We start from the raw sequence: 22145 nt of genomic DNA, 5'->3' as shown, positions 1-22145 counted from the left end.
TCCACAGGATAGGAGGCCCAAACGAAACAAGGCGGCCCCGAAGGACCGCCCATCTGTCAGATATAAGGATCGGATCAGGCTTCGAGGATATCGTCATCCTCGGCCGCGCCGGGGGGCATATCAAAATCCAGCCCGTGCGCGGCCCGGGTTTTATCCTCGATCTCAAGCGCGACCCGGCTGTTGTCTCGCAGGTATTGCTTGGCATTCTCACGTCCCTGCCCGATCCGCTCATCGCCATAGCTGAACCACGACCCCGATTTCTCAACCACGCCAGCCTTGACCCCCAGATCCAGCAGTTCGCCCATTTTGCTGATGCCTTCGCCATACATGATGTCGAATTCCACCTGCTTGAAGGGCGGCGCCACCTTGTTCTTGACGACCTTAACGCGGGTCTGGTTGCCGACCACTTCGTCCCGGTCCTTGATCGCACCGATACGGCGGATATCCAGACGGACCGAGCTGTAGAATTTCAGCGCGTTGCCCCCTGTGGTGGTTTCCGGGCTGCCAAACATCACGCCGATTTTCATCCTGATCTGGTTGATGAAGATCACCATGCAGTTGCTGCGACTGATCGAGCCGGTCAGCTTACGCATCGCCTGGCTCATCAGTCGCGCCTGTACGCCGACATTGCTGTCGCCCATATCGCCTTCCAGTTCGGATTTCGGCGTCAGCGCCGCCACCGAGTCGACCACGACCATGTTCACCGCACCCGACCGCACCAGCGTATCGGTAATCTCCAACGCCTGTTCGCCGGTATCGGGCTGCGAGATCAGCAGTTCGTCCAGATCAACACCCAGCTTGCGGGCGTATTGCGGGTCCAGCGCATGCTCCGCATCGACAAACGCGCAGACACCGCCACGTTTCTGCTGTTCTGCAATACAATGCAGCGTCAGCGTCGTCTTGCCCGAGCTTTCTGGCCCGTAAATCTCAACAATCCGACCCATCGGCAAGCCGCCGATCCCCAACGCGATATCCAGACCCAGCGAGCCGGTCGAGCTTGCGTCGATATCCTGCTTGGCATCCTCGCCCAGCTTCATGATCGAGCCCTTGCCGAACTGCCGTTCAATCTGGGCCAGCGCGCTGTCGAGCGCCTTTTGCTTGTCTGCGTTTTTCTTGTCGCTCATCGTCAGAAGATCCGCCATTGTCCTGTCGCCTTCCCTTTTGTCACACCCTTGAACGGGCGGCAATCGCTGCTTTGTTCGCCTCTTGTTCCTTATGGGACCAAAAAGAGAACATTTCAATAAAAACTTACAGAAATTACTGTTCAGCAATTGTGTTAAAGAGTCGTTTACGACACTCTGCCCCCGAAAGTTATTTGGCCAAGGACCTGATAATTGCTTGTTTTCTATAAAGAACGCCTCGCGTTTCTGGCTGTTCCCAAGACCGGCACCACCGCCTATCACAAGGCCTTGCAGGATCGTGCTGATTTTGTGGTCACCGGCCCCCCGGACCTGAAACATGCGCCGGTCCGACGCTATGATCGTTTTTTTCAGAACATCTTTCGGAAAATGTACGATACCGAGATGGAAATCATGGCCGTCGTCCGTGAACCGATCGACTGGCTTGGCAGTTGGTACAAGTTTCGTGGCCGTGACGAACGTGTTGGTCACCCGCATTCCACGCACGACCTGAGCTTCGATGACTTTGTTCAAGCTTACATGCAGACCCCTCGCCCGGACTTCGCGGATGTCGGCAGTCAGAGCCAGTTCTTTCTCACACGGAACAACGGTGTTGGCGCAAGTCACGTTTTCAAATACGAAAATCAGGACAAAATACTGGATTTTCTGCAAAACCGCCTGGACACTGAAATATCTTTGACCCAAGAGAACGTCTCGCCAAAACGCGATTTGAGACTGAGCGCGGAGACCGAAAAGACATTTCGTCAGTTACATGCGGCCGAATTCGCGTGCCATGACGCCGCGCTCTGACCGTTTCAGTTGATCTGTTGAAACACCGCTTCGGTGAGTTGGTTCAGCGAAAAAGGTTTGGGCAGGAAGGTCGAGTTGGCGATTTCCGGATCTGAATTTCCAAATGCACCTTCGGTATAGCCTGACATGAAAATCACCCTGACGTCGGGACGATCATTCATTGCTTTACGAACCCAGGTCGGGCCGTCCATGCCGGGCATAACAACATCGGTGACAAAGACATCCACATTCAATGAACTGTCTTCGAGCAGCCGCAGAGCTTCTTCGGCGCAATCCGCCTCAAGCACCGTATACCCTTTCAACCTCAGGGCACGGTTGGCGAAGGCCCGGACAGGTGCTTCATCTTCGACCAAGAGAACTACGCCCTCACCCGGGCGCGCGGACTGAGCATCAGGCAAGGCGGCTTCTTCGACCTTAGCCCTTTCCGGCGGGCCAGAGACAGGGAGGAACACCGTGAACTCTGTTCCGCGTCCAACCAGACTGTCCACAAAAATGAAACCCCCGGTCTGCTTTACGATCCCGTACACAGTCGACAAGCCCAGCCCGGTGCCTTCGCCGGTGCGCTTGGTCGTGTAGAAAGGCTCAAACACTTTTTGCAGCTTATCCGAGGCGATCCCGATGCCACTATCAATGACCTTTACGGTGACATACTCGCCGGGTTGAACCGTCGCGCGGTCCCGGCGCAGCGGTTCCGTCAGACGGACGACCTCTGTTTCAATGCGCACGTCCCCCCCTTCTGGCATAGCATCTCGCGCATTGACGACCAGGTTCATGAGAACCTGTTCCAACTGGCGCTTATCCGCACGCACAGGTTTGAGAACCGGATCATGGCTGAGGATCAGGCGGATCTTCTCTCCGACCAGTCGATTCAACAGATGGATGAGGTCAGAAATTGTGTCCCGCAGGTCCAGCACTTCGGGCTGAAGGGTTTGTTTGCGCGAAAATGCCAGCAACTGACTTACCAGCGCGGCCGCGCGGTTGGCATTCTGATTGATCTGAACCAGATCTCCGTAGTTGGGATCATTCTGATCATGCCTGAGCAGCAACAGGTCGCAATGCCCAGAGATCGCTGTAAGCAGATTGTTAAAATCATGCGCAACGCCGCCCGCTAGTTGCCCCACGGCCTGCATCTTTTGCCCCTGCACAAATTGAGCTTCCAGTGTCTTGAGTTCGGTCGCGTCGTTCAACACGGCGATCAGGCAAACTTCACCCCTGTTGACGACCTTGCTCAGAGTGACCTGAACAAAAACTTCCTTGTCCTTCCTGCTTAGTCTGAGAAATTCTGAGCGCGGTACTGCATCATCGGCCGCAGAGCGTGTCAGCCACTCGTGGATCGGATAACCCAACCCCTGCATGATCTCCGCCACATTCGTTTCACCTGGGCAGATATCCCCGACCAGTTTGACCGCCAGTCGGTTGACTTCCTTTATCTGCCCATCAAGGGAAAGGCACATAAGGGGGACTGGCAAATCGTCAAACGGCGCTTCAGGCGCCGGGTCGACCGACATGTTCACCGGAAGAACAAGTGTATCCCTGACCGATCCCGAGCGCGAAAGTTCGCAAACTGTCACAGGGATCGCAGTATCAGCAGCTTCGGCCCGAACGATTTCTCCGGGCGTTGGGAATTCCGTCGCAAAGACTTGCTGGATTGTCTCGGGCCTGTACCCCAGCAGGCTTTCGGCGGCACCGTTGACGCGCAGGAGCGTGCCATTTCTTCCCTGCGTCAGGACAGGAACTTCGGCATCGTCCCACTGTCCCTGCTCGTCCATTTTGAACCGCCAGCAATATAGGCCATGCCCGACACCAAAAACCGAGACCGGTACCGTTGATCCCACGGTGACGACGTCTTCGCGTGCCTTTCCATGAATTTCCGCCAAAGCTTGCAGACGAAGCAAAACCGCAGACGGGTTGGCAAACACTGACTTGAGCGAACTGTCCAGTCTGACCCCTGGAAACGCGTGGAACCGGGCCGAAGCCCGAGAATTCGCGTGGCGCACATAACCTTCGGAATCCGCAACCACGCAGGGAAACATGTCCTGTTCTGCGAAAGAAGCCATGATCTTGATGGCCTGCCGCAGGGATTGCTCTGCAAGTTGCCCCCTGAGTACGACCAGAAATGCGGCCGCCAAAAATGAAACGCCTGCGACCAGCAATCCAGTCGCCACAGCTTGCGGAAGGTCTTTTGCAAAGGGCGAAAGGCTAAGAACTGCCCCCAGCACGACCAAAGAGGCAAGGCGCGCGTTTGCGGAGGATTTCCGGAGAGGCTGTTCAGAGAAAAAAGATGCGGTTTCAGGCATTAATAACTCGGATCAAAGGACTTTTTGAAGATCAGACCAAATTGATTAACACCCTATTAATTTTCTCGCCACATTCTACCCCAAGTTGTTTAGTGCGTCAAAATTACCGCTTCAGATGTGCGGAATAGAATCCGTCGGCCCCCTGAGTCGGCAACCACGTCTTACGAAATACCGCATTCCACTCCGAATGGTGCGCCGTAAACTTGTCAACGACGTAATCATTTTCTGGCGTCAGCATTGAACAGGTCGCGTAAGCCAATGTTCCATCCTGACCGACCAGCGACGAGGTCGTCTCCAGAATTTCATACTGCAATTCGGTCAAGTCACTTAGACGTTGCGAGGTGAGTGCCCATTTCCCGGCAGGCGCACGCCGCCATGAACCACTACCGGAACAGGGCGCATCCACAAGCACGATATCAAACGGACCAAGAGCGTGAACGTCTTGCGTGGACACCGTTGTAATCTTGGCGCCTGCGCGTTCCGCGCGGGCTGGCAGGTCGCGCATCCGGCCCGTATTCACATCATGTGCAAAAACGTCGACACCGCGATGCGCGGCCAGGGCCAGCGCCTTGCCTCCGCCGCCAGCGCAATAATCAAGAACGCGCAAACCGGGCTGCAGGTCCAATGCGGACACGACGGCTTGGCTTGCCGCATCCTGAAGCTCGACATGCCCTTCGGAATATGCGCGGCTTTGTGCGATCTTGCGGGCCCCTTCGACAACTTCAAGTGCTGTGTCACTGGTTGGGTGCGGACGCGCAACGATCCCCTCTTGTTCCAGCGCTGCAAGTGCGTCGGACCGATCGGCTTTGATCAGGTTGACGCGGAGATGGATCGGGGCGCGATTTTGCAGCGCTTCTGCGACCGGAACGGACTGTTCTCCTAAAGACTCGGTGAAAATGGGCCATAACCAATCGGGAATATCATACCGCTCTGCATCAGTTGCAAAGTCCCGCCCGGCCTCTGTCTCCAGCACAGCGGTCGGCGCATGTCGCTCGCCGGTAAAAAGCGCGACGAGGTCATCCTGTGCTGCGCGTGATGCGCCAATCATCAGCCCACGCCCGGTTTCCGCGCCTCCAAGCGATGCAAAGGACCGTTTACAGCGTAAAGCACCAAAAACATGATCGCGTATGGCCGCACGATCTTTGGACCCTGCAAATCGGCTGCGGCGCGCCCATCCGGTAAGAGCTTTTTCAACCGGCGCACCGCCAAGAATCTCGTCCAGAATCTCGATGGAGGCCTGAACGCGGGCTGCTGGTGTCATCGGGCTGTCCCTTGCGCTGTAGAAACACAAAACGGCGCCCTGTCAGGCGCCGCATTGCACAATTCGAGAGATTACATCACACGGTAGTTCGGGCTCTCACGCGTGATCTGAACGTCATGCACATGGCTTTCCTTCAGCCCGGCACCGGTGATTTTGACAAAGTTGCAATTGCGTCGCATCTCATCGACGGATGCACAGCCCGTATAACCCATCGCGGCGCGCAGACCGCCGACCAACTGATGCACCACCGCGCTGGCCGACCCTTTGTAGGGCACCTGCCCCTCGATCCCTTCGGGCACCAGCTTGTCATTGGCCGCGTCCTTCTGGAAATAGCGATCGGCCGAGCCGCGCGCCATCGCGCCCAAGCTACCCATCCCGCGATAGGATTTGAACGAGCGGCCCTGATACAGGATCACCTCACCCGGGCTTTCATCCGTGCCCGCGATCATCGAACCGACCATCGCGCAGGAGGCCCCCGCCGCAATCGCCTTGGCAAAATCGCCCGAAAACTTGATGCCGCCGTCAGCGATTACCGGCACGTCCCCGGCCGCCGCCGCGCAATCCATGATCGCCGTGAGCTGCGGCACGCCCACGCCGGCCACCATCCGCGTGGTGCAGATCGAGCCCGGCCCGATCCCCACTTTGATCGCATCGGCACCTGCGTCGATCAGCGCTTTGGTCGCCTCGCCTGTGGCCACGTTACCGGCGATGATCTGAACCTCGTTCGATAGGGTTTTGACCCGCTTCACAGCATCCAAGACGCCTTGGGAATGGCCGTGCGCCGTATCGACAACAATAATGTCTACGCCGGAATCCACCAATTGCTCGGACCGCTCAAACCCCGCATCGCCCACCGAAGTCGCCGCCGCAACCCGCAGGCGGCCCAGACGGTCTTTGCACGCCGTCGGGTTCAGCACCGCTTGTTCGGTGTCTTTGAGGGTCAACAGGCCGGTCAGTTTGCCTTCGCCGTCAACGACCAGCAGTTTCTCGATCCGGCGCGCCTTCATCAGGCTTTTGGCTTCTTCCAGATCGGCTGGTTCTTGCAGCATCGCCAGATTGTCCGTGGTCATCATGGCCTTGATCGGCTGGTCGTCGGACGTTGCAAAACGCATATCGCGGTTGGTAACAATGCCGACCACGCGACCTGCCTCATCTACCACAGGGAAACCGGTAAAGTTGTAGCGTTCGACCAAGGCCTTGGCATCAGCCAGCGTCTGATCCGCGCGCAGGGTCACGGGGTTATAAACGATACCGGATTCGAACCGCTTGACCCGGCGCACTTCGCGCGCCTGTTCTTCCGTGGTCAGGTTCTTATGGATAACCCCGATCCCACCGGCCTGCGCCATCGCAATCGCCATGCGCGCTTCGGTTACCGTGTCCATCGCCGAGCTCAGCAACGGGATGTTCATGGTGATTTCCCGCGTCACGCGCGTGCTCGTATCTGCTGTCGCAGGAAGGACCGACGACGCCGCCGGAACCAATAGAACATCGTCAAAGGTGAGTGCCTCACGAATCTGCATCTGCTAACCCCATGCAAAACCCCGTTTGACGGCGACCCTATTGCATGGATTTAAGCTAAGGAAAAGCCCCTGACCTAAACTAGTTTTGCCCTGCGGGGCAATGCCGCGGCAAAAAACGACGCAAGACGGGCAAAACGTGCCGCTGAATGGCCTTTCCCTTTGCGCACAAACCCATATCTTGCGCGGCATACGCGCGAATACAAAAGGCAGGCCAGATATGACCACCGACCCCCTTGTCGTCTTTACCCCCTCGGGCAAACGCGGACATTTCCCCGTTGGCACTCCGGTCCTGACCGCCGCCCGGCAATTGGGTGTCGATCTGGATTCGGTCTGCGGTGGGCGCGGGATTTGCTCGAAATGCCAGATTACCCCCAGCTATGGTGAGTTTCCCAAGCACGGCGTGACAGTATCCGAGGACGCGCTGAGCGAATGGAACGCGGTCGAGCAACGCTATGACGACAAGCGCGGGCTGAAACCGGGCCGCCGTCTGGGATGTCAAGCGACCGTTCAGGGTGACGTGGTGATTGACGTGCCACCCGAATCTCAGGTCCACCGGCAAGTCGTGCGCAAGGCGGCGGCAGCCCGCGCCATCACCATGGACCCGGCGACACGGCTGTATTTCGTGGTGGTCGAGGAACCCGACATGCACTCGCCCACCGGCGATCTGGAGCGGCTGGAACGCGCCCTGCGCGAGCAGTGGAAGATTGACGCCATCACCGCCGATTTGTCGCTGATGGCCAAGCTGCAACCGGTGCTGCGCAAGGGCAAGTGGGAGGTCACTGTGGCCGTCCACAAAGGCCACAAGGACAAGGTCGCCAAAGTGGTCGAAATCTGGCCCGGCCTGCATGAACAAGGGCTGTACGGTCTGGCCATCGACCTTGGATCGACCACCGTCGCCGCCCACCTGACCGATCTGGAAACCGGTGAGGTCAAGGCCTCGTCGGGCCTGATGAACCCACAAATCCGCTTTGGTGAAGACCTGATGAGCCGCGTGTCCTACGCCATGATGAACCCCGGCGGCGACGCCGAGATGACCCGCGCCGTACGCGAGGCGATCAACGACCTGACTACCTCAATCGCGGATGAAGCCGGGATTGACGCCAGCCTGATCGTGGAGACGGTGTTCGTCTGCAACCCGGTCATGCACCACCTGCTGCTGGGTCTGGACCCGGTTGAGCTGGGGCAGGCCCCCTTCGCTCTGGCCACTTCGGAAAGCATGTCCCTGCCCGCGCGTGAGATGGACCTGACCAAGATGAACCCCCGCGCGCAGGTCTATATTCTGCCCTGCATCGCGGGCCATGTGGGGGCCGACTGTGCCGCCGTTGCCTTGTCCGAGGAACCTGGCAAGTCGGAAGACCTCGTGCTGATCGTCGATGTCGGCACAAATGCCGAAATCCTGCTGGGCAACACAACCCGCGTGCTGGCCTGTTCCTCGCCCACAGGCCCCGCGTTTGAAGGCGCGCAGATCAGTTCCGGCCAACGCGCCGCCCCCGGCGCGATTGAGCGCATCGAAATTGACCCTGCAACCAAGGAACCCCGCTTCCGCATCATCGGGTCGGACAAATGGTCGGATGAGGACGGGTTCGATCAGGATATCGCCACCACCGGGATCACCGGCATTTGCGGTTCGGGCATTATCGAAGCTGTGGCAGAGATGCGCATCGCTGGCCTGCTGGATGAAAGCGGTCTGATTGGCTCGGCTGAACAAACCGGCACCGCGCGCTGCATCCCCGAAGGCCGCACGCACGCCTATCTGATCCACGATGCCAGCACCGAAGGCGGCCCGCGCATCACCGTAACCCAAGGCGACATCCGCGCCATCCAATTGGCAAAATCGGCGCTCTATGCCGGCGCGCGCCTACTGATGGATGAGATGGAGGTCGACACCGTTGACCGCGTGGTTCTGGCCGGGGCGTTTGGCGCGCATATCTCGACCAAACATGCGATGGTTCTGGGGATGATCCCGGATGCACCACTGGACAAGGTCTCAAGCGCGGGCAACGCCGCCGGAACCGGCGCGCGGATTGCGCTGTGCAACATCGGCTCGCGCAAGGAAATCGAGCGCGTCGTGCGCGAGATCACCAAGGTCGAGACCGCCATTGAGCCCAAGTTTCAGGACCATTTCGTCGCCGCCAACGCGATCCCGCACAAAACCGACCCGTTCCCGGAACTGGCACAGGTCGTTACGCTGCCCTCACCCTCGTTCAATACAGGTGGCGGGGATGAGGAAAAATCTGGCCGTCGCCGCCGCCGCAGGTCATAGTCCCCGCATAGATCGGAGGCGACATGGCAACAGCAAATGAAGTACAGGCTGAATTCTGGGCGAATTCGCCGTCGGGCGCGAAATGGTTGACCTATGAAAGCCAGATGGACACGCTGTTGGCTCCGGTTTTGGATTTGGTGCTGGAGCGCGCCGCCCTTCAACCGGGCCATCGCGTGTTGGACATCGGCTGCGGCACCGGGGCAAGCACGGTTCAGGTCGCTCAGGTCGTAGGCCCCGAGGGGCACGTTCTGGCCGCTGATTTCTCACAGCCTTTTCTGGATCGGGCGGCTGAACGCGCCCGGGCTGCCGGGCATTCCAATGTCGGCTTTCAATTCGCCGACGCGCAGACCCACCCATTTGACGAAGGCGATCGGGATGCCATGATCTCGCGCTTTGGCGTGATGTTCTTCGATGATACGGTTGCTGCTTTTGCAAACATGGCCCGCGCCCTGAAGCCGGGTGGACAAATGACCTTCGCCGCCTGGGGGCCGCTTTTTGGCAACCCCTGGTTCTATATCCCGCACATTGCAGCCACCGCACGCCTCGGGACCCCACCAAAGGTGGATCGCAACGCGCCCGGCCCCTTGGCCTTTCACGATCAGGATCGGGTCACAGGTTTGCTGGCAGACGCCGGGCTGACGGACATCAAGGTCGACGCAGTTGACTTGACCTTACCCGTACATGGCACGCTAGAGGATTGCGCGGCACTCTGCACACGCGTAGGGCCAGCGGCTCGGGTGATCGCCCATTTCGATGGCGGCCCCGAAGACGTCGCTGCCATTCGGGACACGGTAGCAGGTGAATTCCAGCCCTATCAGGCAGGAGATACGGTCAACGTACCTGCGCTGATTAACCTGTTTCAGGCTCGCAGGCCCGAATAACTGGAGCGGGTAGCGGGAATCGAACCCGCGCGTTCAGCTTGGGAAGCTGACAGGCTACCATTACATCATACCCGCCGCGTGGGATTGAATAGCATTGGCTCGGGACCAGCTTCAAGCGCGTTTCAACACGGCATCGGACGATTATTCTGTCCGGGCGCGCAAGCTGTCGATCAGCGATTGTTCAACGTCCAACACTTCGCACGCGGCATCAAGGGTTCGCTGATCCAGATGTTGCGGACTTAGGTCAATGTCCTTGGAAAACGCTTCGACAATGGCACGCATCGCCTTGATCCGAGCGTATTTCTTGTTGTTGGCAGGGATAACGTGCCAGGGTGCAATCTCGGTCGAAGTGCGGGCCAGCATCTCATCCACCGCGACCTCGGCTTCGGCCCAGCGTTCGCGGTTGCGGAAATCCTCATAGGTCAGTTTCCAGCGCTTCAGCGGGTTGCGCAATCGTTCGGTAAACCGCGCCATCTGTTCTTCTGGTGAGATGTGAAAGAACAGTTTGACGATCCGGGTGCCGTCATCGACCAGCATCCGTTCGAAATCGTTGATCTCACCATAAGCGGCGCGCCAGCGGTGTTCTGGGGTGAACTTCTCCAGCCGTTCCACTACGACGCGCCCATACCAGCTACGATCAAAGGCCGAGATCGCGCCCTCGGGCGGCAACCTTTCCCAGAAGCGCAGCAGATAGTGACGGTTCAGATAATAGTTGCGCGGAGCCCCGATAGGCCAGACCTTGAAACTGCGCGGATCCAGCGCCTGACTGATGCGCCGGATCGTTCCCCCCTTGCCCGCCGCGTCCCATCCTTCGAACACCAGCACGCCCTTGGTTCCGTGAAACAAAAACGCCTGCTGGATCAGCGCCAGCTGCGCCTGCAACGCGACCAGCTCTTCGAAATACTCTTTCTTGCCCAGCCGCAGCGAAAGATCAGCGTCAGCCAGTTTCGGGGGAATGTGTTTGGTCATCTCAATGCCCTGATCCGGAAAAACTCACGGGCAGTGTCGCAATAAGGGCCACAACCGGCATTGATCGGTGTCAAAACGAAAAAGGCCGGGCATTTGGCCCGGCCTTCGGTCAAAATGTGATGCGGATCACGCGCGGCGACGACGGCCACCGCCGCGACGCCCGCCTGCGGCACCGGCTGCACCGGCTTCTTCAGGCGACTTGTTGAACTTGATCCACGCCCCGCCATGCGGGTCGTTGTTGGTCAGCAGGTTAGCGGCGCGGATCGCCTCCATTTCCTTGCCGGCACGCGGCTGGGTCGAGCCCAGCCCGAACAGTTGGCAGAAGGTCTCATCATCCATATCCGCGGGCAGGATGATGCCTTTGGCTTCAACCTCGGCCTTCTTCTCGGCCAGTTTCTTCGGACCAACGGGCAGCGCGACCGGGTTCATGATCGCCGAGGTCATGCCAGCACCCATCGCCATCGGCAGGAACGCGTTGTTGATGCCGTGACGGTTCGGCAGACCGAACGAGATGTTGGACGCACCACAGGTGGTGTTTACACCCAGCTCTTCGCGCAGGCGGCGGACCAGAGCGAACACCTGCTGACCAGCGGTTGCCATCGCGCCGATGGGCATCACCAGCGGGTCCACCACGATGTCATGCGCGGGGATGCCGAAATCGGCGGCACGTTCCACGATCTTCTTGGCCACGTCGAACCGCACATCGGGGTCTTCGGAAATCCCGGTGTCATCGTTCGAGATCGCCACAACCGGCACGTTGTATTTCTTGACCAGCGGCAGAACCAGTTCCAGACGCTCTTCTTCGCCTGTGACCGAGTTCAGCAGCGGACGGCCTTCGGCCGCCTCAAGTCCGGCTTCCAGAGCACCGGGAACCGAGCTGTCGATACACAGCGGCACATCGACCAGACCCTGCACCAGCTCGACGATCTTGGTCATCAGCGGCGGCTCGGTCTCGTTCGGGTTGGGGTTCGAGTTGTAGACAACGCCCGCGTTGATATCCAGAACGGTCGCGCCTGCCGCAACCTGCGCGATGGCGTCTTTCTCAACGGTCGAAAAATCGCCCGCTTCCAGTTCGGCGGCCAGTTTCTTGCGGCCGGTGGGGTTGATCCGCTCACCGATCACGCAGAACGGTTCATCAAAGCCCAGGACGGCGGTTTTTGTTTTTGATTCGACGACTGTACGGGTCATGTCCGATCCTTAGGAGTTTGCAGGCTTTGCCGAGGCGCCGCCGTTGTTGATAGCCCAGTTAGCGTTGGTCTTGATGCCGCCAAGCGGGAAGAAATGTACGTTGGTGATGTTGAAATCCGGGTTCGCGGCCTTGTGGTTGGCCAGTTCGGTGACAACATCGGTCGGCTCATAAGGCAGCAGCAGCTTGGACACGTCCATCGCGCGTTTCTGCAGAACCTTCAGCGAGGGGCCAACGCCGCAAGCGATGGCGAATTTGATCAGCGTCTGCAGCTTGGCCGGGCCTGCAATACCGAAATGGATCGGCAGGTCGATGCCCGCAGCCTTCAGACCGTCTGCCCATTCGATGATCGGCTTGGCGTCAAACGCAAACTGCGTGGCCAGCGCCATTTCCGCGTCGGTGGTTTCGTTGAACTTCTGTTTCCAGCGCAGCGCATCATCGACATTCTTGGTCGAGCCGTCGGGGTCGATATCCTTGTTGCCTTCGGGGTGACCGGCCACGTGCAGGCGCTTAAAGCCCGCCTTGTCAAACAGACCCGTTTCCAGCAGCTGCATCGAGCTGTCGAAATCGCCATGCGGCTTGGCAACACCACCGGCCAGCAGCAGCGCCTGTTCAACGCCCGCTTCGCCCTGATACATGGAAATCCAGTTTTCCAGTGTCGCCGCATCCTTGATGATCCGCGCGGGGAAGTGCGGCATAACCGGATAGCCTTCGGCGGCGATGCGCTTGGCGGTCTTGACCATGTCTTCGATGGGCGTGCCCTCGATATGGGCGATGTAGACGCGGGTGCCTTCGGGCAGCAGCGCGCGGAAATCCTCGACCTTTTCGGCGGTGCGCGGCATCACCTCGATCGAATAGCCCTGCAAAAAGGCTTCGACGGTCGGGTTTACAGGGCCGTTTTCGGCGGCATCACGTTTTTTGAAGTTCAGCAAAGCCATCGCGGCCTCCCATATAGATTTCGGGCTCATGCCCAACCGTCATTTGCGATCAGCGCCTTGATGCGGTCCTGATCATATTCCGCTTCCAAACGCGTGGCTTCGGCTTCGGCGATCTCAGACGGGTCGCCCTCAACCGCAAAAGGTTCTGCCTTGCGCCATTCGGCTAGGTAGGCATCGCTGTCCTTGGCATTCACCTTCATGGCTGCGCGGTCGATGGCTTGCTCGAACCGTTCTTCCAACTGCCGCTTTGCCCCCCGACGGCCTTTGCCGACGATGACTTGAGCAGGGATATCGCGCCAAAAAACGATGGTGACGTCAGGCATCGCGTTTGATTCCTCCTAACCAGATGGACCGGTTCTAAACTTCTATATGGGCTCAGGTCGGTCGATTTTCGACACAAGGCAGAGTTCAAGCGACCTTTTTGCCTACGATGGGATACCGGCCTTGTAACGAAGTCTTGAGCAAACCCTCACATCAAAATTCTCATCACCTTAATGAGCGTCTTGCACGACGCAGGCGCGCGACCTATGGTCGGGGTAACTCGAAAATCGGAGGGCGTTACGATGGCGCCCAGGCGTCCCAAAGGTGCGGGCGCGTTCCCGAAGGCGGTCGAAAGCCCCGCGCCGGCAAGACCCGATCCAGATGCGTTATATGCGGCGCTGGATCTGGGGACAAATAGCTGCCGCATGTTGATAGCCCAGCCCAAGGGCAGCGGGTTTCATGTGGTCGACAGTTTCTCGAAATCCGTGCAGTTGGGCGCGGGTCTAGAGCGCACCGGGCGTTTGTCCCGGTCATCCATGGCGCGCACCATTCAGGCATTGCGCATCTGCCAGCAAAAGCTGAAACGCAACAAAGTCAAGCGGATGCGGCTGGTCGCGACCGAAGCCTGTCGGCGCGCAAAAAACTCGCGTGAATTCATCCGGCAGGTGAAACGCGAAACCGGTCTGACGCTTGAGATCATCCAGCCCGAGGAAGAAGCGCGGCTCGCCGTGATCTCGTGCGCGCCGCTGGTTTCGACCAAGACCGAGCAATTGCTGGTCGTGGACATCGGCGGCGGCTCGACCGAGCTGGTGTGGATCGACATTTCCTCCATTCCCCGTCGCGACCGGCCTGCGGCGATCATGCGGTTACATAACGGGTTTCACCCTGTAGAAAGCCCGTTTCCGGCGGCCAAGGTGGTAGATTGGATCAGTGTCCCGCTGGGTGTCGCGACCCTGCGCGATCAGTTCAACGATGTTGAGGACGACTCGGCCCGCTTTGCCCTGATGAGCTGGTTTTTCGAAGAAAACCTTGCCGATTTCGCCCCCTACAAGGATGAACAGGCGCGTGAAGGGTTTCAGATTGTCGGAACCAGCGGCACGGTGACAACCGTCGCGGCCTCGCACCTCGGGCTCAAGCGATATGACCGGACAAAAGTGGACGGTCTGCGCATGACCAGCGATCAGATTGACAAAGTGATACGGGGTTATCTAGAACTCGGCCCTCAGGGTCGACGCCGGGACCCGCGCATTGGCGATGACCGGCAGGCCCTGATCATGTCCGGCTCGGCCATTTTGCAGGCCCTCTTACGCTGCTGGCCCACCGACCGCCTTTCCGTGGCGGACCGGGGGCTGCGCGAAGGTCTGCTATATGCACAGATGAGCGCGGACGGCGTATTGGAAGACGGACCGTTCTGATGGCGAAGACACCGACTGGCAAAAACAACTCGGGCCGTGGACAGCGTGACCTCAAGGTCAAAGTCAAGACGGCGCGCGGGCGCAAGCTTAGCTCGACCCGCTGGCTGGAACGGCAGCTGAATGACCCGTATGTAAAGCGTGCAACTGCCGAAGGGTATCGCGGGCGCGCGGCTTATAAGATATTGGAACTGGACGACAAGTTCCGCTTTCTGGTCCCCGGCGCTCGGGTCGTTGATCTGGGCTGCGCCCCCGGCGGCTGGTTGCAGGTCGCCGTCAAACGGGTGAATGCGCTGGGCGAAAAAAGCGGCAAGCGGATCGGCACGGTTCTGGGCGTGGACCTGCAAGAGGTCGAACCTGTCGCGGGTGCGACAGCCCATGTACTGGATTTCATGGAGGACGACGCCGACCAGAAGGTCAAAGACTGGCTGGGCGGCAAGGCGGATGTGGTGATGTCGGACATGGCCGCCGCCTCATCGGGGCACAAGCAGACCGACCATTTGCGGATCATGGCGCTGTGTGAGACAGCCGCTTATTTCGCGTTTGACGTGCTGGAAGAAGGCGGAACCTTCGTGGCCAAGGTCTTGGCAGGCGGGGCCGAGGGCGATCTGCAAAAGCTGCTGAAGCAGAAATTCACTAAGGTCGCCAACGTAAAGCCACCTGCATCCCGATCAGACAGTTCTGAAAAATTTGTTGTAGCCACAGGTTTTCGAGGAAACTCTTAATCCTCGAGCGAAACCCGCTCTTCGGTCAGAACCTGCTCGCGCAGAGAAGCTGCCGCGATGCCCCGGAGCAGCAGGGCCTCCCCGTGATTGAGGTATTGCGGCTTGCGGGTGCGCAGGTCTTCAATGCGCTGCGACATTGATAGCGGCCGTTGTAGTTGCGATATCCGAACCGGTTTTCCAAACATTTCAAACCCTTTACCAGAGAAAGCCTTCACTCTTTCCGGTTTGGATACCTTGAGAATTTGCCGTGAACATGGCTGAAAGCGGGTATTACAATGCCAATTCAGCGTCCGATCTGAGCCTGCAATTGCAACAGCTCGGGATGGTTCGGAACCCGTGCCAACCCCTCGGCAACAACGCCCCGCGCAGCCTCAACCCCTCGGTTCAGTTGAACGAGTTGAACCAAAATCGGCCATGCTTCTGCACGCTGCGGGTCAAGGTTAATGACTTCGGCAAAGGCACGTTCGGCCGCTTTTGGATTGCGAAGCGTCAAAGCCATGCCACCCAGCACCATGTGCGTTTCGGGAAAATCCAGGCGGTTGGCAATCGCGCCTTGCCACTCGGACATGCCCTGCCCGGCCCGCTCCCCTTGTTCGCGGGTCAATACCTGCGGAGGAATGGTCAGGAACTCTTTCGCAGCCGCAATCCGAACATTGCGGCGTCGGTCCGACAGCAACGGTTCCAATCTCTGAACCCGGTCCGAGATGGCCGCGTGTCGTTGCAGCGGCGCTGCATTGGCGCGGACAATCGGATCGTCATCCGTCAGCAAGGGCGCCGTCTGCGTCGCAATTTCGTCCGAGCCAAAATCCTGTAGCAAATACGCCGCCGTCGCGCGAACGATACCTGCCTGCCCGTGATCGGTGGCGATTTCCAGCAATGCAGCGGGTCCGTCCGCGTGGCCCGTTATCGCCTGCTGAAACGACGTGCCATAATGCGCGCCACGGTGGTCCGACTGTGGGAACCATGTTTCAATCCGTTTCGCCGCCCATTGTTGATCCTGATCCTCGTGGCAATCAGTGCAGGCATCTTCGCCCAGCCCCAAGTCGGGACGCGGGACGCGGAAACTGTGATCGCGTCGACCGTCGCCCCCCATATAGACACGTTCGATCATGTGGCATGACTTACACTGGGCACCGTCGCTGCCATCAGGATGGTGATGATGATCTGGCGCGTCATACTCTTTTGCCTTCAAAGTCGGAAAGCGGCTGTTCCCTGCAGGAGAATGACATTGCGTACATACCCCGTTCCCCTCGGCCCGCAATGTTGCGCTGTGGGGTTCGTGGCAATCCATGCACCCTACGCCTTGCGCGTACATTTTGGACTGCAGGAACGAACCAAAGACATAAACTTCGTCCAGTATCTGCCCGTCTGGGTGGTACAATCCCGACCTCAACACCGCGAGGTTATAGGCATCGTGGTAGGGTGTTCCCGGCAAGGGGTTGCCGTCACCATGTGCTTCGCGACGCGAATGGCATCCGGCACATTGCTGGATTTCAGCCTCGGTCTGACCACTGCCCCAATCCATGGTGAACCCGTGTTCTGTCAGGTCGCCGCCAACACTCTGACCTTTAGTCCAGTCGATATGGGCAGACCCCGGACCATGGCACGCCTCACACCCGACGCCGATTTCTGACTGCGTTGACGAGTAACTGCGGGTCTGAGCGTCATAGTTCTTTTCGAACCCGGTCGCATGACATTCCGCGCAGCGGGCATTCCAGTTCTTGTAAGGGCCGGTCCAATGCAACCCGTCATCCGGCGGCAGGTCCTGATCGGGATAAAGATGAAACCAACGCTTCCGCTCGGTATCCCAAACGACGTCAAAGCTCTGAAAACGGCCCGGTTCGGTTGCAAACAGATATTGCTGCAATGGCGCGATACCGACCACTGAATGCACATCATACTCGGTCGTTACACCATCTTTCTCGGTGACCCGAGCACGCAGAGTATCGTCGCTGGAAAACTCGACGGACATGCCGTCATGCTCAAATCTGGTGCCGTCAAAGTCAGCGACAACATGACCGGCATCTGTTTCGGTCCACGCCAATGCGTGATGAGATTTGGCCCATGCGTCGGCTTCGGCCTGATGACACTCAACACATTGATCCGAGCCGACATAAGACGGAACCTGTGCCCAAGCGAACGCAGGATAAAGCATTAAAAAACCGAAATGAAAATGTCTCAATCCGCGGTCCTTTTCCCCGAGTTCTGAAGGTCCATCAAAGCTCCGTTAAACTCAGCGCCCAGTATCAGGATCGCCGCGCATAGATACAGGAAGATCAAAGCCGCTATTGCCCCGGCCAACCCCGCATAAGTCGTGCTGTAAGATGCAAACTGACCAATATAGATCGAGAACCCCCATCCCCCGGCAGCCCAAAGCGCCAGCGTAAGAACCACACCGGGCAAAATCTGCATCACGGAATGTCGACGCGTCGGCAAAAGAAGATGCGCCAGGATCACCGTTCCGGCGGGTACTGCAACCGTGAATGTCCACCGTAGCCGATCCACGGACAACCACTCTGACACGTTTACGTCAGTCTTTTCTGACACGAGCTTCGTGTAGACGGGCAAGACTACTTCGACCGCAGCAATCGCCAGAATCATGGCACCACCGATGATCACCAACGCCAGACAGAACAGCCGGGTTTTCCAAAACGGCCAGCTATCGTGATCATGATACGCTTGGTTCATTGCAGCACGAACGGCAACAACACCGTTGGAGGCGAAGAACACGGCCAGCAAACCCCCGATGGTTATGACGCCTGAACCGGATTCTTCCAGCACGGCCCGCAGCTCGGCCACAATCGGGTCGGCCACATCTTGCGGCCAGGCCCCGAAGATCAACTCAATCAGTTCGTTGGTGACATAATCCTGAGACAAGGAACCGGCCAAGGCAACGGTAAACAAAACGAACGGAAACAAGGCGAGCATAAGGGACATGGCGACATGGCTGCTCATGACCAGCCCGTTCTTGGCACCAAAGCGACCAAGCGCCAGCCACAGCGCCTGAAGAGGTCGGCCAAAAAGGGGAATCACGTTCGCGCTCATGCTGAAAGCCTACCCCGGCTCATTGGATCACAGAACCATCAAAACCAATATGAAGACAAATTAACCCGCACAAATATCTGGGTGCATTGCATAATCCCGCGCGGCTGTGCAGGATCAGGACAGGATAACCAGTTAGCGGCAACCTCAGCTCAGCGGCGGAAAAACCGATGCCTTTGGACCAAAACGATACATATACGACGCCCCGGCTGAAACTGTCCGTTGTCCGCGATACGGCCATAGTCGCCACGCTGACCGTTCTGGGCCTGTATGCCGGGTCTGCTTTTATAATCCCGTTGACGATGGCCTTGCTGATCAACGTGCTGATCATCGCGCTAAGCGACCGGGTCATTTCCGTCACCCACGCCCCCGTCTGGCTGGCCAATGTCGCAGGGGTTACGGTCGTTTTGGCGGGCTTGTTTGTGATCATGTATATTCTGGGCAGTCAGGCGACCCAGTTCGCGCGATCCATCAGCACCTATGAAAACCAGTTCGATGGGGCGGTGAACCGGATTACCGGGCTGGTTGGCAACGACGTAACCACGTTTATCAGGGACAACCTGATCAGCATCGACATGTCTTATGTCGCGCGCGTTCTGCTGGGCAGCGCAACCTCATTGCTGAACCATTTCTTCCTGATCAGCCTATATGTGGCTTTCCTGATGGCCGAACGGCTGGCCTTTCGAAAGAAGATACAGCTGGCGGCAGGAAACCCCAAAACCGGGGCCGAGTTTGCGACGGTACTGGACGCGATCTCCTACAGCCTGCAGCGTTACGTCGGGGTTAAGACATTCATCAGCCTGATCACCGCCGGGATCAGCTATTCGGTCTTCAAACTGCTGGGTCTTGAATACGCCGAAACATGGGCTGTGCTTACCTTTGCGCTGAATTTCATCCCGTCAATCGGTTCGATCATCGCGGTGATTTTTCCTGCGATGATCGCGCTTGTTCAGTTCGACAGCATCGGGCCGTTCCTGATCATCGTTTTTGGATGTGGGACGGTACAGTTCCTGATCGGCAATTTTCTGGACCCTGCCATGCTGGGGCGGTCGTTGAACATGTCGACATTTCTGGTCATTCTCGCCCTGACCTTCTGGACAACCGTCTGGGGCATGATCGGCGCCTTCCTGAGCGTTCCGCTGACGGTCTGCATCCTTATCGTCTTCAGCCACATCCCCGCGTTGCGTCCGATCGCCATCCTCATGTCACTGGACGGGCGATTGGGCGAAGATCAACGACCTACACCCGCCACCTAAGCGATGCGCCCGCTGTTCATCGGATCAGAGATCTATCGAAACTCGACATACGGTTCGAAACACCCGCTTGCGATCCCGCGCGTTTCAACGGTTATTGATCTTTGCCGGGCCCAAGGATGGCTTCCCCCCGAGGCTTACCGCGTCAGCCCCCGGGCCAAGCCCAACGCTCTTCAGATCTTTCACACGCCTGACTATATCGCCGCGCTTCAAAAAGCGGAAAAGACCCAGACGGTTTCTGATGAAACGCGCGAGAGGTATGGCCTTGGCACCCATTCAAATCCAGTTTTCGCCGAGATGTATCGCAGGCCAGCAACAGCGGCCGGGGGCTCGATGCTGGCGGCAGAGCTGCTGCGGGACGGCGGGATCGTTTACAACCCGGCCGGAGGGACGCATCACGGCCTGCCTGACCGCGCAAACGGGTTCTGTTATCTGAACGACCCCGTGCTTTCGATCCTGACCTTTCTGAACGCCGGGCTCGAGCGTATCGTTTATGTGGATATCGACGCGCATCATAGTGACGGGGTCGAGGCGGCATTTCGCGGATCTTCCAAGGTCAGAATGATCTCGATCCATGAGAAGCGGCGTTGGCCCTTTACCGGCGCGCTTGCGGACACGGCTGGGGGCGCTGCGTTCAACCTGCCGGTCGCGCGCGGACTGAACGATAGTGAGTTCTACGCGATACTCGATCAGATAATCTTGCCCGCCACCGCCGCCTTCCGCCCACAGGCGATTGTCCTTCAATGTGGTGCGGATGCCGTGGCCGAAGACCCGCTGTCCCGGCTGTCTCTGTCCAACAACGCCCATTGTCGCACCGTCGCGCACCTTCGAGAGATGGCGCCCCGTTTTCTTGTTCTGGGCGGAGGCGGGTATAACCCATGGTCGGTCGCACGGCTGTGGACCGGCGTGTGGGCGACGCTCAACGGCCTTGATATTCCTCAGGAATTAAACGCCGATGCGCAATCCGTCCTCGGCGCTTTGTCGTGGAACCGGGCCGCTGGCAAACAACCACCGGACCACTGGTTCACGACGTTGCGTGACCGTCCAAATCACGGCGAAATCAGGTCTGACCTGTTGGCGGATGTGAGGCGGCTTGCAAGCCGGATTTCCTAGTGGATTGGTTGCCTAAGGGCTGCTAACCTGCGGTCATTACGAAATATTTCTGACTGCCCGGATTATTTGGAAACCGGCCAGCCTGTGTTTGCCCATTGGTTGCAATTGGATCACCATAATGAATGCACATGAACAAATAAGCGACCTCAAGGCCCGAATGGGACAGTCCATCATTGGGCAGACCGAGGTCATTGACCGTCTGATCATCGGCCTACTGGCAAATGGCAACCTGTTGATCGAAGGTTTGCCCGGCCTCGCCAAGACCCGCGCTGTCAAAGCAATGGCGCGCAACATGGACGCCAGTTTCAGCCGAATCCAGTTCACACCCGACCTTCTGCCATCAGACGTGACCGGAACCGAGGTGTTTCAGCAAACCGATACCGGCAGCACCTTTCGCTTCGATCCCGGCCCGATCTTTGCCAACATCGTTTTGGCGGACGAAATCAACAGGGCCCCGGCCAAGGTACAGGCCGCGCTGCTGGAGGCGATGGAAGAACGCCAAGTCACCGTGTCAGGCACAACGCACAAAATGGACCCGTTGTTCATCGTAATGGCGACGCAGAACCCCATTGAGCAAGAAGGCACATACCCCCTGCCAGAAGCGCAAATGGATCGTTTTCTGATGCATGTTCAGATCACCTATCCACCGGTCGAAGACGAGGTCGAAGTCATTCGCCTGGTCCGGAACGAGGAAATCGCAGCAGGCCGTGAAACCTCAGGGGAACGCCCTGCCCCGATCCCACAGGACGCCGTTTTTACAGCGCGTTCGGAAATCGGCCAGATCCATGTCTCGGACGCGATGGACAGGTACATGGCAGATCTTGTGCAGGCCACCCGAACGCCGGAAAACCTGAGCGAAGAGCTTGCTAACTGGATTGAGATCGGGGCCAGTCCCCGCGCGTCTCTGGCGTTGGATAAATGCGGACGCGCGCATGCCTGGATGAACGGGCGCGACTATGTCGACCCCGCCGATATTCGCGCCATTGCCCATGACGTCTTCCGCCACCGAATCTCCCTCAGCTTCGAAGCGCAGGGAAGCGCCAAGTCAGCCGATGACGTCATCGCGGAAATCCTCCGCCTTGTGGCGTTGCCGTAA

General features: G+C 58.5%; 19 protein-coding genes and 1 tRNA gene. 8 read left to right on the top strand and 12 right to left on the bottom strand.

What is annotated here, in order from left to right; genetic code table 11:
* Nucleotides 1–74 precede the first annotated feature (74 nt).
* A complete protein-coding gene (gene recA / locus ACR0MS_RS06345) occupies nt 75–1142 on the bottom strand; it encodes a recombinase RecA (protein WP_480570741.1) in 1068 nt (355 codons plus the stop codon).
* A 192-nt stretch (nt 1143–1334) separates the two neighbouring features.
* Between recA and ACR0MS_RS06340 the strand changes: the two genes are divergently transcribed.
* Entirely contained in the window at nt 1335–1928 is a 594-nt protein-coding gene (locus ACR0MS_RS06340) for a gamma-glutamyl kinase (RefSeq protein WP_480570738.1), read from the top strand.
* 5 nt (nt 1929–1933) lie between these two features.
* On the opposite strand, the gene ACR0MS_RS06335 is transcribed toward ACR0MS_RS06340, so the two are convergent.
* The 3 genes from ACR0MS_RS06335 to guaB all read right to left on the bottom strand — a co-directional run bounded on the left by ACR0MS_RS06335 (nt 1934) and on the right by guaB (nt 7006).
* Nucleotides 1934–4225 carry an ATP-binding protein gene (locus ACR0MS_RS06335; protein ID WP_480570735.1) on the bottom strand — a complete coding sequence of 764 codons (2292 nt, stop codon included), beginning with the start codon at nt 4223–4225 and terminating at the stop codon, nt 1934–1936.
* Nucleotides 4226–4328: 103 nt separating this feature from the next.
* Nucleotides 4329–5486: an RsmB/NOP family class I SAM-dependent RNA methyltransferase gene (locus tag ACR0MS_RS06330; RefSeq protein WP_480570732.1), complete on the bottom strand. Its 1158-nt coding sequence runs from the start codon at nt 5484–5486 to the stop codon at nt 4329–4331.
* A 71-nt stretch (nt 5487–5557) separates the two neighbouring features.
* On the bottom strand, nt 5558–7006 hold the full coding sequence (guaB, locus tag ACR0MS_RS06325; RefSeq protein ID WP_480570729.1) for an IMP dehydrogenase: 1449 nt from the start codon (nt 7004–7006) through the stop codon (nt 5558–5560).
* Nucleotides 7007–7223: 217 nt separating this feature from the next.
* Here guaB and ACR0MS_RS06320 point away from each other — a divergent pair, with 217 nt between their 5' ends.
* Nucleotides 7224–9269, top strand: a complete 2046-nt coding sequence (locus ACR0MS_RS06320) for an ASKHA domain-containing protein (protein ID WP_480570726.1) — start codon at nt 7224–7226, stop codon at nt 9267–9269.
* Nucleotides 9270–9292: 23 nt separating this feature from the next.
* Nucleotides 9293–10150 carry a class I SAM-dependent methyltransferase gene (locus tag ACR0MS_RS06315; RefSeq protein WP_480570723.1) on the top strand — a complete coding sequence of 286 codons (858 nt, stop codon included), beginning with the start codon at nt 9293–9295 and terminating at the stop codon, nt 10148–10150.
* Nucleotide 10151: 1 nt separating this feature from the next.
* Here the strand turns inward: ACR0MS_RS06315 and ACR0MS_RS06310 are convergent.
* The 5 genes from ACR0MS_RS06310 to ACR0MS_RS06290 form a co-directional block, all read right to left on the bottom strand.
* A tRNA-Gly gene (locus ACR0MS_RS06310) sits at nt 10152–10225 on the bottom strand.
* 66 nt (nt 10226–10291) lie between these two features.
* A complete protein-coding gene (locus ACR0MS_RS06305; protein WP_480570720.1) occupies nt 10292–11119 on the bottom strand; it encodes a polyphosphate kinase 2 family protein in 828 nt (275 codons plus the stop codon).
* 126 nt (nt 11120–11245) lie between these two features.
* Complete coding sequence (locus ACR0MS_RS06300) at nt 11246–12307, bottom strand: methyltetrahydrofolate cobalamin methyltransferase (protein ID WP_480570717.1); 1062 nt, start codon at nt 12305–12307, stop codon at nt 11246–11248.
* A gap of 9 nt (nt 12308–12316) precedes the next feature.
* Nucleotides 12317–13243: a methylenetetrahydrofolate reductase gene (locus ACR0MS_RS06295; RefSeq protein WP_480570897.1), complete on the bottom strand. Its 927-nt coding sequence runs from the start codon at nt 13241–13243 to the stop codon at nt 12317–12319.
* A gap of 26 nt (nt 13244–13269) precedes the next feature.
* Nucleotides 13270–13566, bottom strand: coding sequence for a virulence factor (locus tag ACR0MS_RS06290; RefSeq protein ID WP_480570713.1), 297 nt, complete (start codon nt 13564–13566; stop codon nt 13270–13272).
* A gap of 240 nt (nt 13567–13806) precedes the next feature.
* Between ACR0MS_RS06290 and ACR0MS_RS06285 the strand changes: the two genes are divergently transcribed.
* Together ACR0MS_RS06285 and ACR0MS_RS06280 are read left to right on the top strand one after the other, a co-directional pair.
* The gene (locus ACR0MS_RS06285; RefSeq protein ID WP_480570710.1) at nt 13807–14919 is read left to right on the top strand and encodes a Ppx/GppA phosphatase family protein; all 1113 of its coding nucleotides are present in this window, start codon (nt 13807–13809) and stop codon (nt 14917–14919) included.
* Nucleotides 14919–15641 carry an RlmE family RNA methyltransferase gene (locus tag ACR0MS_RS06280; RefSeq protein WP_480570707.1) on the top strand — a complete coding sequence of 241 codons (723 nt, stop codon included), beginning with the start codon at nt 14919–14921 and terminating at the stop codon, nt 15639–15641. The genes ACR0MS_RS06285 and ACR0MS_RS06280 overlap by 1 nt, the downstream gene beginning before the upstream one ends.
* Here ACR0MS_RS06280 and ACR0MS_RS06275 read toward each other — a convergent pair.
* The 3 genes from ACR0MS_RS06275 to ACR0MS_RS06265 all read right to left on the bottom strand — a co-directional run bounded on the left by ACR0MS_RS06275 (nt 15638) and on the right by ACR0MS_RS06265 (nt 18686).
* A complete protein-coding gene (locus ACR0MS_RS06275) occupies nt 15638–15778 on the bottom strand; it encodes a hypothetical protein (protein ID WP_480570704.1) in 141 nt (46 codons plus the stop codon). The two genes, ACR0MS_RS06280 and ACR0MS_RS06275, sit on opposite strands and share 4 nt — an antisense overlap.
* Before the next feature lie 146 nt (nt 15779–15924).
* The gene (locus ACR0MS_RS06270) at nt 15925–17796 is read right to left on the bottom strand and encodes a multiheme c-type cytochrome (protein ID WP_480570701.1); all 1872 of its coding nucleotides are present in this window, start codon (nt 17794–17796) and stop codon (nt 15925–15927) included.
* A gap of 23 nt (nt 17797–17819) precedes the next feature.
* The gene (locus tag ACR0MS_RS06265) at nt 17820–18686 is read right to left on the bottom strand and encodes a YihY/virulence factor BrkB family protein (RefSeq protein ID WP_480570698.1); all 867 of its coding nucleotides are present in this window, start codon (nt 18684–18686) and stop codon (nt 17820–17822) included.
* Between the two features lie 167 nt (nt 18687–18853).
* Here ACR0MS_RS06265 and ACR0MS_RS06260 point away from each other — a divergent pair, with 167 nt between their 5' ends.
* From ACR0MS_RS06260 to ACR0MS_RS06250, 3 genes are all read left to right on the top strand, one after another.
* Nucleotides 18854–19939 (top strand): AI-2E family transporter, encoded by a 1086-nt coding sequence (locus ACR0MS_RS06260; protein ID WP_480570695.1) that lies wholly within the window; start codon nt 18854–18856, stop codon nt 19937–19939.
* A 3-nt stretch (nt 19940–19942) separates the two neighbouring features.
* Entirely contained in the window at nt 19943–21049 is a 1107-nt protein-coding gene (locus ACR0MS_RS06255) for an acetoin utilization protein AcuC (RefSeq protein WP_480570692.1), read from the top strand.
* A 118-nt stretch (nt 21050–21167) separates the two neighbouring features.
* Nucleotides 21168–22145 carry an AAA family ATPase gene (locus ACR0MS_RS06250; RefSeq protein ID WP_480570689.1) on the top strand — a complete coding sequence of 326 codons (978 nt, stop codon included), beginning with the start codon at nt 21168–21170 and terminating at the stop codon, nt 22143–22145.

The organism is Ruegeria sp. CJ2, assembly GCF_056536745.1.
The sequence above is the reverse complement of the archived record's forward strand: the minus strand, read 5'-3'. Positions and strand labels throughout refer to the sequence as shown.

Coding starts and splice junctions, on each gene's coding strand:
- recA (WP_480570741.1), bottom strand. CDS start 1,142: ATGGCGGATCTTCTGACGATGAGCGACAAGAAAAACGCAGACAAGCAA.
- ACR0MS_RS06335 (WP_480570735.1), bottom strand. CDS start 4,225: ATGCCTGAAACCGCATCTTTTTTCTCTGAACAGCCTCTCCGGAAATCC.
- ACR0MS_RS06330 (WP_480570732.1), bottom strand. CDS start 5,486: ATGACACCAGCAGCCCGCGTTCAGGCCTCCATCGAGATTCTGGACGAG.
- guaB (WP_480570729.1), bottom strand. CDS start 7,006: ATGCAGATTCGTGAGGCACTCACCTTTGACGATGTTCTATTGGTTCCG.
- ACR0MS_RS06320 (WP_480570726.1), top strand. CDS start 7,224: ATGACCACCGACCCCCTTGTCGTCTTTACCCCCTCGGGCAAACGCGGA.
- ACR0MS_RS06315 (WP_480570723.1), top strand. CDS start 9,293: ATGGCAACAGCAAATGAAGTACAGGCTGAATTCTGGGCGAATTCGCCG.
- ACR0MS_RS06305 (WP_480570720.1), bottom strand. CDS start 11,119: ATGACCAAACACATTCCCCCGAAACTGGCTGACGCTGATCTTTCGCTG.
- ACR0MS_RS06300 (WP_480570717.1), bottom strand. CDS start 12,307: ATGACCCGTACAGTCGTCGAATCAAAAACAAAAACCGCCGTCCTGGGC.
- ACR0MS_RS06295 (WP_480570897.1), bottom strand. CDS start 13,243: ATGGCTTTGCTGAACTTCAAAAAACGTGATGCCGCCGAAAACGGCCCT.
- ACR0MS_RS06290 (WP_480570713.1), bottom strand. CDS start 13,566: ATGCCTGACGTCACCATCGTTTTTTGGCGCGATATCCCTGCTCAAGTC.
- ACR0MS_RS06285 (WP_480570710.1), top strand. CDS start 13,807: ATGGCGCCCAGGCGTCCCAAAGGTGCGGGCGCGTTCCCGAAGGCGGTC.
- ACR0MS_RS06280 (WP_480570707.1), top strand. CDS start 14,919: ATGGCGAAGACACCGACTGGCAAAAACAACTCGGGCCGTGGACAGCGT.
- ACR0MS_RS06275 (WP_480570704.1), bottom strand. CDS start 15,778: ATGTCGCAGCGCATTGAAGACCTGCGCACCCGCAAGCCGCAATACCTC.
- ACR0MS_RS06270 (WP_480570701.1), bottom strand. CDS start 17,796: ATGCTTTATCCTGCGTTCGCTTGGGCACAGGTTCCGTCTTATGTCGGC.
- ACR0MS_RS06265 (WP_480570698.1), bottom strand. CDS start 18,686: ATGAGCGCGAACGTGATTCCCCTTTTTGGCCGACCTCTTCAGGCGCTG.
- ACR0MS_RS06260 (WP_480570695.1), top strand. CDS start 18,854: ATGCCTTTGGACCAAAACGATACATATACGACGCCCCGGCTGAAACTG.
- ACR0MS_RS06255 (WP_480570692.1), top strand. CDS start 19,943: ATGCGCCCGCTGTTCATCGGATCAGAGATCTATCGAAACTCGACATAC.
- ACR0MS_RS06250 (WP_480570689.1), top strand. CDS start 21,168: ATGAATGCACATGAACAAATAAGCGACCTCAAGGCCCGAATGGGACAG.